This window comes from Paenibacillus sp. NPDC058177, from assembly GCF_042883835.1.
Lineage (GTDB): Bacteria > Bacillota > Bacilli > Paenibacillales > Paenibacillaceae > Paenibacillus_AQ > Paenibacillus_AQ agri.
The window spans coordinates 512,023-526,220 of record NZ_JBHVVB010000001.1 but is presented as its reverse complement, the minus strand read 5'-3'; the positions used below and the strand labels follow the sequence as shown (position 1 = coordinate 526,220).

At 49.3% G+C, this 14,198-nt stretch carries 14 protein-coding genes; all 14 read right to left on the bottom strand.

Annotated elements, in window-relative coordinates; all coding sequences use genetic code 11:
* Positions 1-136: 136 nt before the first annotated feature.
* Complete coding sequence (gene dut / locus ACFVU8_RS02435; RefSeq protein ID WP_217622374.1) at positions 137-589, bottom strand: dUTP diphosphatase; 453 nt, start codon at positions 587-589, stop codon at positions 137-139.
* Positions 558-1,826, bottom strand: a complete 1,269-nt coding sequence (locus ACFVU8_RS02430; protein ID WP_175371904.1) for a M16 family metallopeptidase — start codon at positions 1,824-1,826, stop codon at positions 558-560. The genes dut and ACFVU8_RS02430 overlap by 32 nt, the downstream gene beginning before the upstream one ends.
* Before the next feature lie 82 nt (positions 1,827-1,908).
* A complete protein-coding gene (locus ACFVU8_RS02425; protein WP_379464344.1) occupies positions 1,909-2,892 on the bottom strand; it encodes a polysaccharide deacetylase family protein in 984 nt (327 codons plus the stop codon).
* A gap of 275 nt (positions 2,893-3,167) precedes the next feature.
* Positions 3,168-5,270, bottom strand: coding sequence for a polyribonucleotide nucleotidyltransferase (pnp, locus tag ACFVU8_RS02420; protein ID WP_379464345.1), 2,103 nt, complete (start codon positions 5,268-5,270; stop codon positions 3,168-3,170).
* A 252-nt stretch (positions 5,271-5,522) separates the two neighbouring features.
* Positions 5,523-5,792: a 30S ribosomal protein S15 gene (gene rpsO, locus ACFVU8_RS02415; RefSeq protein WP_066362055.1), complete on the bottom strand. Its 270-nt coding sequence runs from the start codon at positions 5,790-5,792 to the stop codon at positions 5,523-5,525.
* A 149-nt stretch (positions 5,793-5,941) separates the two neighbouring features.
* Positions 5,942-6,889: a bifunctional riboflavin kinase/FAD synthetase gene (locus ACFVU8_RS02410; protein ID WP_387425729.1), complete on the bottom strand. Its 948-nt coding sequence runs from the start codon at positions 6,887-6,889 to the stop codon at positions 5,942-5,944.
* 38 nt (positions 6,890-6,927) lie between these two features.
* Complete coding sequence (gene truB, locus ACFVU8_RS02405) at positions 6,928-7,842, bottom strand: tRNA pseudouridine(55) synthase TruB (protein WP_387425728.1); 915 nt, start codon at positions 7,840-7,842, stop codon at positions 6,928-6,930.
* On the bottom strand, positions 7,839-8,816 hold the full coding sequence (locus ACFVU8_RS02400) for a DHH family phosphoesterase (RefSeq protein WP_175371909.1): 978 nt from the start codon (positions 8,814-8,816) through the stop codon (positions 7,839-7,841). Before ACFVU8_RS02400 ends, truB begins: the two co-directional genes overlap by 4 nt.
* Before the next feature lie 22 nt (positions 8,817-8,838).
* On the bottom strand, positions 8,839-9,192 hold the full coding sequence (rbfA, locus tag ACFVU8_RS02395) for a 30S ribosome-binding factor RbfA (RefSeq protein ID WP_175371910.1): 354 nt from the start codon (positions 9,190-9,192) through the stop codon (positions 8,839-8,841).
* 18 nt (positions 9,193-9,210) lie between these two features.
* Entirely contained in the window at positions 9,211-11,856 is a 2,646-nt protein-coding gene (gene infB, locus ACFVU8_RS02390; RefSeq protein ID WP_379464348.1) for a translation initiation factor IF-2, read from the bottom strand.
* Positions 11,849-12,172 (bottom strand): YlxQ family RNA-binding protein, encoded by a 324-nt coding sequence (locus tag ACFVU8_RS02385; RefSeq protein WP_066362065.1) that lies wholly within the window; start codon positions 12,170-12,172, stop codon positions 11,849-11,851. Before ACFVU8_RS02385 ends, infB begins: the two co-directional genes overlap by 8 nt.
* Positions 12,165-12,473, bottom strand: coding sequence for an RNase P modulator RnpM (rnpM, locus tag ACFVU8_RS02380; protein WP_066362066.1), 309 nt, complete (start codon positions 12,471-12,473; stop codon positions 12,165-12,167). The genes ACFVU8_RS02385 and rnpM overlap by 8 nt, the downstream gene beginning before the upstream one ends.
* 28 nt (positions 12,474-12,501) lie before the next feature.
* A complete protein-coding gene (gene nusA / locus ACFVU8_RS02375) occupies positions 12,502-13,599 on the bottom strand; it encodes a transcription termination factor NusA (RefSeq protein ID WP_066362068.1) in 1,098 nt (365 codons plus the stop codon).
* Between the two features lie 26 nt (positions 13,600-13,625).
* Positions 13,626-14,093, bottom strand: coding sequence for a ribosome maturation factor RimP (rimP, locus tag ACFVU8_RS02370; protein WP_066362070.1), 468 nt, complete (start codon positions 14,091-14,093; stop codon positions 13,626-13,628).
* Positions 14,094-14,198 lie beyond the last annotated feature (105 nt).

Here is a 14,198-nt window from a genome sequence, read left to right as displayed (position 1 = left end):
ACGCCGACTTAATGTCCTGAGCTATCCTCAATAAGTCGGCTAACAACGCAAAAAAAGCTCACGGAATGAGCTTTAAACAGCACAGCTCCCGTAAGCTTTTTCAAATATGTAGCTATTATTGTATCTTGTTTATCGTTTATTTCCCTGTATGCCCGAATCCGCCTTCACCACGAACGGTTGCAGACAGTTCCTCTACTTCAACCAGTGTCACTGCCGGCACCGCCTGGAAGACCATTTGGGCGATACGCTCATTACGAGCAATGGCAAACGGCTCCTGACCTAAATTGATCAGCAGCACCTTGATTTCTCCGCGGTAATCGGCATCAATGGTGCCAGGCGTATTCAAGCAGGTAATACCGTGCTTCAGAGCCAAACCACTGCGTGGGCGAATCTGCGCCTCCAGTCCATCCGGCATGGCGAGCGAAATGCCCGTCGGAATTAACGCGCGTGCACCCGGCTCAAGTACGACATCACTGTCAACAGCAGCATAGAGATCGTAACCGGAGGCCTGTTCTGACATTTTACGTGGTAGGGATACATCCTCATTCCCTGGTTGTTTATGAATTTGAACGAAGTAAGACAAGATCATCTCTCCTAACATTAACTATAGCTTTATCTGTAGAGCCCACCATGGCCATGGCCAACGGCTCGGCGAACATGTTGTCCAGTACAGCGTTGATGTCATTCATCGTCACCTGCTGGATCTTGGCAATCATATCATCGAGCGTATCATGTCTGCCGAGCATCAGCTCATTTTTACCGATACGGTTCATTCTGCTGCTGGTGCTCTCAAGGCTGAGAATGAGGCTGCCCTTCATTTGCTCCTTGCCTTTGTCCAGCTCATCTTCACTGAGCCCCTTATCCGCAAGTTCATACAACATTTCTTTGGTTAGCTCCAAGACCTCTTTGGTCTGTTTAGGAGCAGTCCCGGCATACACGGTGAACAAGCCACTATCTGCCTGGGAGCTGTGGTAGGAATATACAGAGTAAGCCAGACCGCGCTTTTCCCGGATTTCCTGGAACATTCGCGAACTCATCCCTCCGCCAACCGCGTTGTTGATCAGCACCATTGCATATTGCAACGGGTCGCCGGAGCGAACGCCTGGAAGCGAGATACAGATATGATTCTGCTCTGTTTTTTTACGATGAAACAGCAGTTCTCCATGGAAATCCGGCACAGTCAGCGCTGCAGACGTTCCGTGGTTGTCGAACGAGCCGAAATGCTGCTCCAGCAGATCAATCAGTTCGTCGTTGATATTCCCGGCCACACTGATCACTGTATTCTCTATCGTGTACTGTTCCTTCATATAGGCGCGGAGGTGATCTGGCGTCATCTCCAGCAAGCGTTCCTTCAGTCCCAGAATGGAATAAGCCAGCGGGTGGTCCTGGTAGGCCGCTTCGCACATCAGATCATGCACTAAATCATCCGGAGTATCCTCGCACATGGCGATTTCCTCCAGAATTACATTCTTCTCCTTAGCCAGTTCTTCAGCATCGAACTTGGAACGGAAAAACATATCCGCAAGCACATCCACCGCTATCGGCAAATGTTCATCCAGCACTTTTGCATAATAACATGTATATTCTTTCGAGGTAAATGCGTTGACATTGCCGCCGATCGCATCGAACTTCTCTGCAATATCCTTGGCGCTATAACGGTCCGTCCCCTTAAAAAGCATATGTTCAACAAAATGGGAAATCCCGTTGTTCTCAGGCTTCTCATTCCTGGACCCCGTCTTGACCCAGATCCCGAAGGAAACGGAGCGTCCGGTAGGAATGGTCTCAGTGACTACCCGCAAACCGTTCGATAACACTATTTTTTCCAATTGAAAACCCTCCTGGCGTAACCCTGTTTCTATCTATAATGATATTTCCAACGTGCTTTTTATCGTACCAGAAATAGAACGCTCACTCAACTTCTGGGGGCAGAATGCGTTCCGCTGACAAGGTTTGACTAACCGTGCCGAGACTCAGCCCCTTCTTGCGGATGCCTTGTATCATGCCTCTCAGTGCCTTGGAGGAGGACGCCGTAGGGTGCATGAGCACCAGCGTACCCGGCTCTGCTTTAGACGTGATTTTGACAATGACAGATTCCGGAGAAGGATTGCGCCAATCCACCGTATCCAGGGTCCACAGCACAGTTTTGAGTCCCAGACTTGCAGCAATCTCTACGGTTTGCTGGTTGAAATCCCCCGACGGCGGAGCGAACCATTTGTTCGTAACCCCCAGCGTCTGCTTCAGCAGCTTCTGCGTTTTCTCAATTTCAGCTGTGGCCCGCGCATGACTCAAACTGCTCATATTAGGATGTGTATAGGCATGGTTCTCCATCTCATGACCGCGTTTTTGCATTTCTGCAGCCAGCTCCGGATTTTTGCTCAGCCAGCTCCCATCCAGAAAGAACGTCACCTTCACTTTTTCTTCATCCAAAATATCCAGCATCGGAATAATATATTCATTGCCCCAAGCCACATTGATCATCAGTGAGACCATCGGCTTGCCTGGATTTCCCCTGAAGATTGGCTGTGCCCCGAGATCATCCAAGGATACTTTGGGCGTGATTTGTCGGTATACATATTTAAGCGGCTCTTTGGGCTGCAAAAGCGCATTCCTGTAGGTGGATTCCACATCCACTTCCAGACCATTGTAACCGGGAATGGCTTTCCATACCCTGTCCAGCACTGCATCCACCGGTGGAGCGGAGAGCTTGACCGCATTGGCCTCGATCTGGCTTCGTAAATCATCATGCGCTATGGCTGACTCGTCCTTCCACACGGCCAATCCTTCCTGCGGCTTCAACTGGACCAGCATGTCCTTCACAGGGCCGTTCGTGCTCCCTATTCCAATAATTATAGCAATGCAGGCCAGCACGAGTGCGACCTTTTCCGTCTTCATGATCCTTTCCTCCTCCGGCACAAACCAATCTCTCCTGCACATCGCTGTGCAGGGAGGCTTTGTCCCAGCCTATGAAAGATTCGAGGAAATTATGCATGCAGCGGATTATCGCCACAAGTATACTCTGATGAAAACAAGAAAAGCACCTTACGGTGCCCTGCCTCTAATTCCTATATTGTTAAATCTAAATACTAACTATAAAAGTGTAATGAGAAAAAGAGCCAGAATACTTGCGCTTCTGTCTCTTTTAACCCTCACAGCCCTCGTGTAAAAACTTATGCCTTGGCTGCGCCTTCGGAAGTCAGCACCGCTTTGCGGGAAAGGTTGACACGACCTTGTTGGTCGATCTCGGTGACTTTTACAGTGATTGTATCGCCGATAGCCACAACATCCTCTACCTTAGCTACACGCTCGGTGGACAGCTGGGAGATATGCACCAGACCGTCTTTACCTGGCAGCAGCTCAACAAATGCGCCGAATTTCTCGATGCGTCTAACGGTACCCACGTAAATTTCGCCGACTTGCACTTCACGTACAATGCCTTCGATAATGGTGCGGGCTTTCTGAATCATCTCTTCATCAGAGGAACCAATGAATACACGGCCATCTTGTTCGATGTCGATTTTCACGCCGGTTTCTTCGATAATTTTGTTGATGATCTTACCGCCAGCTCCGATAACATCACGGATTTTGTCCGGGTTGATGTTGATGATGATAATTTTTGGAGCATATTTGGACAGATTCGGTCTTGCCTCGGAAATCACTTCATTCATTTTGTCCAAGATGAACAAACGTCCTTCTTTGGCTTGCTGCAAAGCATCCTGAAGAATTTTCCGGTCGATACCGGCAATTTTAATATCCATTTGAATCGCCGTTACGCCTTCTGCAGTACCCGCTACTTTAAAGTCCATATCGCCAAGATGATCTTCCATACCTTGAATATCGGTCAGAATGGAAACATGCTCTCCATCTTTGATTAGACCCATGGCTACACCGGCTACTGGTGCTTTAATCGGTACACCCGCATCCATCATCGCCATACTACTGGCGCAAATGCTTGCTTGGGATGTCGAACCGTTCGACTCAATGGCTTCCGATACCAAACGAATGGTGTATGGGAATTCAGTCTCACTAGGAATTACTTTAGACAGTGCACGTTCTCCAAGTGCGCCGTGACCAATCTCGCGACGGCCAGGTGCTCTAAGCGGACGAGCTTCCCCTACGCTGAACGGAGGGAAGTTATAATGGTGCATGAAACGTTTCGTTTCAGCCAAATCAATACCGTCGAGAATCTGCACATCACCCAATGCACCCAGCGTACATACGCTAAGAATTTGTGTTTGCCCACGTGTGAACAGACCGGAGCCGTGTGTACGCGGCAGCAGACCTGTATCGCATTCGATTGGACGGATCTCATCAAGCTTACGGCCATCTGGACGTACCTTGTCATGAGTAATCAGTCGTCTGACTTCTTCCTTCACGATGTCATGAAGCACTTCCTTGACATCCTTCAGAAGCTCAGGGGTTTCTATGTATTTCTCAACGAAATACGCAACAGCTTCATCATTCACAACATCGATCGCCTGTTGACGTGCATGCTTCTCGGCAATTTTGACAGCTTCCACCAAACGGCTCTCCGCAAAAGCACGAACCTCAGTGTTCACATCAGCATCTACCGCATGCAGCTTCACAGCCATTTTTTCCTTACCAGCAAGTTTGACTAGTTCTTCAATGGTAGCGACGATTTTGCGAATTTCATCATGCCCGAACATGATCGCTTCAAGCATCACATCTTCCGATACTTCACTTGCTTCCGCCTCAACCATCATGATGGCATCTTTGGTTCCGGCAACCACGACATAAATGTCGCTGTCGGCTTGCTGAGCTACATCCGGATTGATGACAAACTCACCATTGATCCGGCCTACGGCAACCCCACCGATAGGTCCATCAAACGGCACATCCGAAATGCTAAGTGCTGCGGAAGTACCAATCATAGCGGCAATTTCCGGTGCACAATCCTGATCCACACTCATAACAAGGTTCAAGACTTGTACATCATTCCGGAAACCTTCCGGGAACAGCGGGCGTATAGGACGGTCTGTCAAGCGGCTCGACAGAATCGCTTTTTCACTCGGTCTGCCCTCCCGTTTAATAAAACCACCCGGGATTTTACCCACCGAATATAATCTTTCCTCATAGTTAACCGTTAGCGGGAAAAAATCCAGATCCTTCGGCTCTTTCGAGGCTGTAACCGTACACAATACTGAAGTATCACCGTAACGCACCATTACGGCTGCATTAGCTTGTTTGGCCAAACGGCCTGTTTCTAGCACAAGGCGTCTTCCGCCCAACTGCATTTCCACACGTTGTTCCATAAAGTCCCTCCTTAATTGAAGTAAACGAATTTGCTAACCGTTAACGATACACAAATTCTGTATACAACTACAAGCAAAAACGGCTTGTCCTCCCAACGAGATGATGAAGCCGTTTTTTGCGAATCATATCTTCTTTCATACTTTCAATAGTTTCCCCATAATTTTCAAAAAGCAACCCAGTTGTCCCGCTGTCGCTCCGAAAAGGACGTACGGTATACAACCAGGCTGCTTTAAGAGTAAGCTTATGGAATATTAACGACGCAATCCCAGTTTTTCGATCAGGGCGCTGTAACGACGGACGTCTTTGTTTTTCAAATACGCCAGCAGTTTACGACGTTGGCCAACCATTTTCAACAATCCACGACGGGAGTGGTGATCTTTCTTGTGCGTACGCAAGTGGTCAGTCAAATTAACGATGTTCTCCGTAAGGATAGCAACTTGCACCTCAGGGGATCCAGTATCGGATTCATGAGTTTTGTGCTCGTCGATCAATTGGTGTTTACGTTCTTGAGTCAATGCCATCCTGTTCACCTCCTTCATAATAATCGCCATTAGCCTCGTAGCCGTCGGTGAGAACAAGCAACCAAGCTAAGGTTATGATGCCAAAGTGCGGCAACGTTTATCAGTATAGCATCTTCACCGACAAATGTAAACGGCATGTCCACTGCCTATTATAAATATTGCTGTAAAAGCTGTTTGGCCGTTTCGGAATCCTGCCCAATCTGAGCGATCAAAGCCGGAATGGACTCGAATTTGCGCTCCGGCCGGATGTATGAGACCAGTTCGACTTTAAGATGCTTATCATATAAATCGCCGGCAAAATCGAATAGATGTACTTCAAAGCTAGGCGCGATTACGCCTTCATGGAAGGTCGGTTTCACCCCAACATTCATGACCCCATGCAGCACCTGGTCATTGTAGAACACACGAACGGCGTATACGCCTTTAGCGGGTGTGACAAACCGGTCATCGAGCTGCAGATTCGCTGTCGGAAAACCGATGGTACGTCCGCGCTTCTCGCCATGTCCAACCATTCCACGCAGATGATAAAAGCGGCCGAACCAGGCGTTCGCCAGCTCCAACTCACCGGTCTGAAGGCTTTTGCGGATACCAGAACTGCTGACCTTCTCGCCATTCAGTAGGAAAGGAGGCACAGTCTCGACATTCATAGACCCGCCTCCCAGTTCGCTCAGCATCTCTGCATCGCCTTCGCCCTGATAGCCGAAACGGAAATCAAAACCGACAACGGCAGTAATCACATGCAGCGGCAGCAGCATGACGGAGACAAAGTTCTGCGGGCTAACTCTGGAGAGCTGCTCATTGAATTCAACTATATACAAAATATCAACACCCATGTCCGCAAGCAGTTTCTGCTTGTCCGCCTGTGGAGTCAGATACCCTTCATAATCTCCTTTACCCATAACATCCTTCGGATGGGGGTGGAAGGTCATTACGGCAGCCGGCACGCCTTCTTTGCGGGCCAGAGCCACAGCCGAGGCAATGACACTGACATGGCCAAGATGCAGACCGTCGAACTGCCCAAGGGCAACCACTTGCGGCTGTGCCCATTGCGTGGCTGTCTCCGGAGGCATTGGATAGGTTAACGTTACGGTTCTCACGCTGTCTCTCACCTACAATTCACTTTGTAAAATTGATATTAGACTTGTGCAAAAACTTTGACCGGAGCAATCGCTCCTGTCTCATCCAGCTTGTAAATACCAAGAAACTCCCCTTGCAAATCGTAAAGCCGGAAATCACCGTCCGTCTCGACTTCCGGAGCAACAAAACGTAAGGAAAGGCGCTGGCCCTGCAAGGCTGCTTTCTTCTTCTCGTCCATCACCTTATGCTGTGGCAAATGGGCAATCGCTTCATCAGCAGCAATCAGATGGCTTTCCAGCGTACCTGCTTCCTTGTGGTCTGCAATCTCCTCAAGCGTTAGACAATGCTCGGCAGTAATGCCAGCAGACATCGTTCGTTCCAGCTTGACCATCACCCCTGGCACGCCCAGTGCCCGGCCAATATCGACGCAAAGCGTACGGATATAAGTGCCTTTGGAGCAGCGTGCACGGAAGGTAATATCGGGATAATTACCATTTCGAGTCACATTCAGCAGCTCGATTTCGTAAATCTCCACTTCCCGGCTTTTCCGTTCTACGGTCTTGCCTTCTCTAGCCAGTTCGTATAGACGTTTGCCGTCTACCTTGACTGCAGAATACATCGGTGGCACCTGAGAAATTACGCCATGAAAAGAGTTCAGCACCGCCGCGATCTCTTCATCCGTGACATTTACTTCGTCAACGGTTTCTGTAATCGTTCCGGTCAAGTCCTCTGTATCACTGGCCATGCCAAGTCTCAGCGTAGCAACATACTCTTTGGGTAGCTCCTGTATATACTCCACCACCCGGGTAGCCCGTCCCAGACATAACGGCAGCACACCCGTCACTTGGGGATCAAGTGTCCCCGTATGACCGATTCGCTTCATGCCTAGAATGCGCCGGGCTTTGGCCACAACATCATGGGACGTGAACCCAGCTGGCTTATACACGGCCAAAACTCCTGTAAGTTCACTCATAAATGACGTCTGACCTCCTCAAGGATAAGCGGAATAACCTGCTCCAGTGGCGCCTCTACCTTGGCACCGGCTGCACGAGTGTGTCCGCCGCCGCCAAACGTCTGCGCCAGTGCAGCAACATCAACCTTGCCCGCAGAGCGTAGGCTAACCTTAACTGCATTCTCATGAATGACCTTGAACAGAATGCCAACCTCTACCCCACGAATATTGCGCGGATAGTTCACAATCCCTTCGAGATCCTCATTCTCTGCAGCACAATCAATCATGTCCTGCGGAGTCACGTGAACCCAGGCAATGTGCCCTTCAGGTGACAGCTGCAATGTACTCAGAGCCCGGTTTAATACCTTAACCTGCGGCAATGTCATTTCTTCCAGCAGATTCTCCGCCAGTTCCGGACCATTCACACCAAGTGACAGCAGTTCTGAGACTGTCGCCATTACCTTCGGTGAAGTATTGGAATAACGGAAACCGCCGGTATCCGTCAACAATCCGGTATAGATAGCTGTAGCAATCTCAAGATTCCACTCTACTCCGATAACTTTGAGCAGATCGAATAGAATCTCTGCGGTCGCCGCTGCATCCGGCTTGATCAGGTTGACCGTTCCATACCCGTTATTGGTGGGATGGTGGTCAATGTTGAGGATCTTCGCCCCTTCGGCAAAATAACGCTGTGTTCTTCCTACACGCTCAAAGTCGGCACAATCCACACAGATGATATGGCTATATTGGCCAGATAGCTCCTGCTCAGACATGTTGACAATCTCACTGGCATGCCACAGGTACTCCATCCGCTTCGGAATTGGACCTTCATTGATCATAGTGTATTTTTTGCCCAGACATGAGAGAAGCCAGCCCACCGCTAGGGTGGAGCTGACTGCATCTCCGTCCGGCTGAACATGCGACACTACAAGGTAATCGTCATGGTCCAGCAGAAACTCACGGGTCTGCTGGAGACTTTGTTCATAGCTCTGCATTCGCCGTCTCCTTTTAAGTTGACTATCTCTCTTCGTTCTTGCCAATATCACCAAGCAGCTTCTCGATATGACTGCCGTAAGCGACGGACTCGTCAAACTTGAAGATCAGCTCTGGGGTATGACGAAGGCGGATTGCCTTGCCAAGCTCTGTGCGGAGAAAGCCGTTGGCTTTGTCGATCGCCTTAAGCGACTTGGCTTTTTGTTCTTCATCCCCGAACACGCTAAGGTACACTTTAGCTTGTGACAAGTCGTTCGTCACGTCTACGCCAGTCACCGTTACAAAACCAATTCGGGGATCTTTCAATTCACTTTGGATCAGTTGGCTAAGTTCTTTCTTGATCTGCTCACCAACGCGTCCGGCTCTGATTTTAGACATCTATATTCACCTCTTCGCTTAGCGCTCTACACGTTCCATGATGAACGCTTCGATAACGTCACCCTCTTGGATGTCATTATAGCGTTCCAAAGTTATGCCGCATTCATAACCTTGCGCCACTTCTTTGGCATCATCCTTGAAGCGCTTCAGGGTATCGATCTTACCTTGGAACACAACGATTCCACTGCGGATCAAGCGCATTTCAGCACTGCGGGTGATTTTTCCGTCAGTAACCATACATCCTGCAATGTTACCCACCTTACTGATTTTGAAGACGTTACGTACTTCAGCATGCCCGATAATGTTCTCTTTAAAGACAGGATCAAGCATACCTTTCATAGCACTTTCGATTTCTTCGATTACGTTGTAGATAATGTTGTGCAGACGAACATCCACTTTCTCTTGCTCAGCAGCTACTTTAGTTTGAGCATCTGGACGAACGTTGAAGCCGATTACGATAGCATTTGATGCTGCTGCCAAGGTAATATCGGACTCTGTGATAGCACCGGCACCGCTGTGAATAATCTTCACGCGTACGCCTTCCACTTCAATTTTGGCCAAAGAGCTCTTAAGTGCCTCTACTGAACCTTGCACGTCAGCTTTGATAATTACGTTGAGATCTTTAATCTCGCCATCTTTGATGTGCTGGAACAGATCATCCAATGTAACACGGGTGTTCGTGTTCAGCTCTGACTGGCGCTGGGACGTGGAACGTCTGTCAGCGATAGCCCGGGCTTTACGCTCGTCTTCGAAGGCCATGAACGGATCGCCCGCTTGTGGAACCTCTGTCAGACCCGTAATTTCCACTGGAGTGGATGGTCCTGCTTCTTTGATCTTGCGTCCTTTGTCATTCACCATAGCACGTACGCGACCGAAGCAGTTACCTGCTACAAATGCGTCCCCAATTTTAAGGGTACCATTCTGCACGAGAATACGTGCAACCGGTCCACGGTTCTTATCAAGTTCGGCTTCTATAACGGTACCACGTGCCCGTTTGTCAGGGTTCGCTTTGTACTCATTAACTTCAGCAACGAGCAAGATCATTTCAAGCAATTCTTCCAGGTTAATGCGTTGTTTAGCGGACAGGTTAACGAAAATCGTATCTCCGCCCCACTCTTCAGGAACCAGCTCATAGCTAGTAAGCTCTTGCTTCACCTTGTCAGGATCAGCGCCTGGCTTATCGATTTTGTTGACAGCAACAATAATCGGAAGACCTGCAGCTTTAGCATGGTTAATTGCTTCTACCGTCTGTGGCATAACGCCGTCATCGGCTGCTACAACGATAATCGTCATATCTGTAACCTGAGCACCACGAGCACGCATTGCGGTGAACGCTTCGTGACCCGGTGTATCCAGGAACGTGATTTTCTTGTGGTTGATTTCAACTTGATAAGCACCGATATGCTGAGTGATTCCGCCTGCTTCTCCGCCCGTTACATTCGTGGAACGGATAGCATCCAGCAATGTTGTTTTACCATGGTCAACGTGACCCATGATTGTAACTACTGGAGGACGTGATTGCAGATCGTCTTCGGAATCGTTCTCTTCAACGGTTTCGAAGCTATCCTCATCCACTGGAATCTTCACTTCTACTTCTACTCCGAATTCACCGGAAAGCAGCAGAATGGTGTCGATATCAAGCTCTTGGTTAATGGTCGCCATAACGCCCATAGAAATCAGCTTTTTGATAACTTCAGAAGCATCCTTATGGAGCAGCTTGGCAGTTTCGCCTACAGTCATGCTACCGCGCACGATGATTTTCTTCGGTGTATTGTCAATCTTCTCACGGCGCTCCATCGATTGGTTACGTCCGCCACGGTTGTTCTTGCCACCGCGACCACGGAAGTTACCACCTTTACCATCATCAAAACGACGTTGGTTCGAATTCGGTCTGCCGCCAGTCGTATTCTTCTTAGGGCCGCCAGCGCCGCCACGGGAGAAATCTCCACCTTGACCTTGCTGTGGACGGCTATCAGTACGCGGTGCGCCGCCTTGTGGACGGTTGCCGCCGGCTGTACTGTTTTGCGGACGGTTACCGCCGCTATTAGCGCCTTGTGGGCGATTGCCGGTGCCGCCGCTACCTTGCGGACGACTGCCGCTAGTAGCGCTTTGTGGACGGTTGCCACCACCAGTATTGCTGCCTTGCGGACGGTTGCCGCCGGAATTACCTTGTGGACGATTGCCACCGGTCGAATTACCTTGTCCTTGTGGACGGCTTCCGTTGTTACTGCCAGTACGCGGCGCTCCACCTTGCTGTGGACGCGCATTTTGTGTGGAACCTGATTGTGTTCTGCGGGAATCTTGTCCGCTTTGGGGCCTTGGGGACGTTGTAGTTTGGTTGTTGTTTTGGTTACTGTTCATACCTACCTGCTTTTCCGGTTGATTTTTGTTGGCATTCTGGGCACTTTGCGGATTGGCTGTTACCGATCCGGTTGTCACCGGACGGCTGCTGGTGCCGTTATCCCGCTTGGCCGCAGCGTTTGATTTAATGTCCTTGAAGAATTGCTCTACTTTATTGACAGCGCCATTCTCCATTACACTCATATGATTATTCACAGGAACATCCAAACGCTTCAGAATTGTAATAATTTCTTTACTACTCATATTCAGTGATTTTGCATATTCATACACACGCAATTTGTCTTTATTGTCTTCTTTAGTCAATAAATACACCTCCGACTGTATCTCCGAGCTGCTTGGAGATCATTTCCGCGAATCCTTTATCCGTAATGGCCAGCACTACGCGCTGGTCTTTACCAATACTTGCACCGAGGGTATCCCGGTGAAAAGCGATTACTAGTGGAATATCGTAGGTTCCGCATTTATCACGGAACTTTTTCTTGGTGTTGTCTGACGCGTCACCCGCAAGAACGACCAGCTTCGCCTCCGATGACCGTACCGCTTTGAGCACGATCTCGTCGCCGGTGACTAATTTGCCTGCTCTCATCGCAAGTCCTAAATAAGAAAGTACCTTACTCATTATCCTCACTATCCTTTGCTGCCAAGAACTGCTCCTCAACGGACGCAAAGTCCCGGGCAAGCTGGGCATAGATTTCGGAGCTTACCTGACATTTTAAGGCCCGGTCAAGCGCTTTGTTCTTCTGGGCCAGTTTGAAGCATTCCAGCTTACCGCAAATATAAGCACCCCGGCCCGACTTCTTGCCTGTCAGGTCGATAAGCACCTCGCCCTCAGGAGTTCTGACCACTCTGATTAATTCTTTCTTGGGCATCATTTCCTGGCTGGCTACGCATTTTCGCAGTGGAACCTTTTTTTGTTTCATTGTATCGCCCCCCGCCTTGACACGTTAATTAATCAATGGAGACGGAATCCTGATGCATTTCATCACTGACAGACTTAGGTCTGCCGTATTCCTGTTCCGCCTGGGTCTCGCTCTTGATATCGATCTTCCAGCCGGTCAGCTTAGCAGCCAAACGAGCGTTCTGCCCTTTGATGCCGATAGCCAGCGACAATTGATAATCAGGAACGATCACCCGCGCCATTTTCTCCGCTTCGAATACTTGAACTTCAAGTACCTTCGACGGGCTCAGCGCGTTGGCCACATATTCTTCCACCGACTCGGAATAACGGACGATATCAATCTTCTCGCCGCGCAGTTCGGTAACGATCGTCTGTACACGCATACCTCTAGGGCCTACGCAAGAGCCGACCGGATCCACTTCCGGGTTGCGCGAGAATACAGCAATCTTGGAACGGAAGCCAGCTTCGCGGGCTACGGAACGAATCTCCACCACACCGTCAAAAATCTCAGGTACTTCAAGCTCGAACAGACGCTTCAAGAGGCCAGGATGGCTGCGGGACAAAAGAATTTGTGGCCCCTTAGTGGTGTTCTCAACCTTGGTGATGTAAGCCTTGATACGCTCGCTCTGCTTGAATTTCTCGCCAGGCATGAGTTCGCTTAACGGCAGAACCGCTTCGATCTTACCAAGGTCCACATAGATGTTGCGCATATCCTGACGCTGAACAAGGCCGGTAACAATATCCTCTTCCTTGTCGATAAAAGCGTTATAAATGAGTCCACGCTCTGCTTCGCGAATACGTTGAGTAACTACTTGTTTAGCCGTTTGAGCAGCAATGCGCCCGAAATCACGCGGGGTGACCTCAAGCTCGGCCACATCTTCCAGTTGGAAGTGAGGGTTAATCTCTCTAGCTGCTGGCAGCGAGATCTCGGTCCGTGAATCCAGAACCTCCTCGACCACCAGCTTACGTGCGAACACCTTGATTACTCCAGTGTTGCGGTTCATGTCCACACGAACGTTCTGTGCTGCATTGAAGTTGCGTTTATAGCTGGAGATCAGCGCAGCTTCAATGGCTTCAAACAGCACATCCTTGCTGATGCCCTTCTCCCTTTCCAGTTCATTCATAGCTTCAATAAAATCCATACTCATGAAATTCCGGTCCCCCTTTCAAGACGTTAAAAAATAATGGCCAATCTCGCGCTGGCGACTTTGGCATATGGCACAACATGTTCTTTTTTGCCCGCGGAGATGAGCAGTTCCTCGTTCTCGAACGAAAGCAAACGACCTTCGAATTCCTTGAGTCCTTGAATCGGCTCATAAACCGTCACATATACGTCTTTTCCTACCGCCTTGGCCACATCTGCGGCTTTCTTGAGCGGACGTTCCGCTCCCGGTGAGGACACTTCAAGGAAATAAGCCTCGGGAATAGGATCATTCTCATCCAGCTTCTGGCTGAAATATTCGCTAATGGAGCCGCAGTCATCGATATCAATGCCGCCCTCCTTATCAACGAATATACGCAGGAACCAGTTGGAACCTTCCTTTACGTATTCTACGTCTACCAGCTCAAAGCCATTGTCGTCCAGATAGGGTCCGAGCATCTGCTCTACCGTTTGTTTAATTTTGGATTTGGGTGTGCTCAAAAAATTAACCTCCACGAACTTGTCTTTTGCTATATACCAAAGATAAAGAGTGGGTTTCCCCACTCTTTACACAACGGACTTATCTCATTATTACCAAAAAAATTA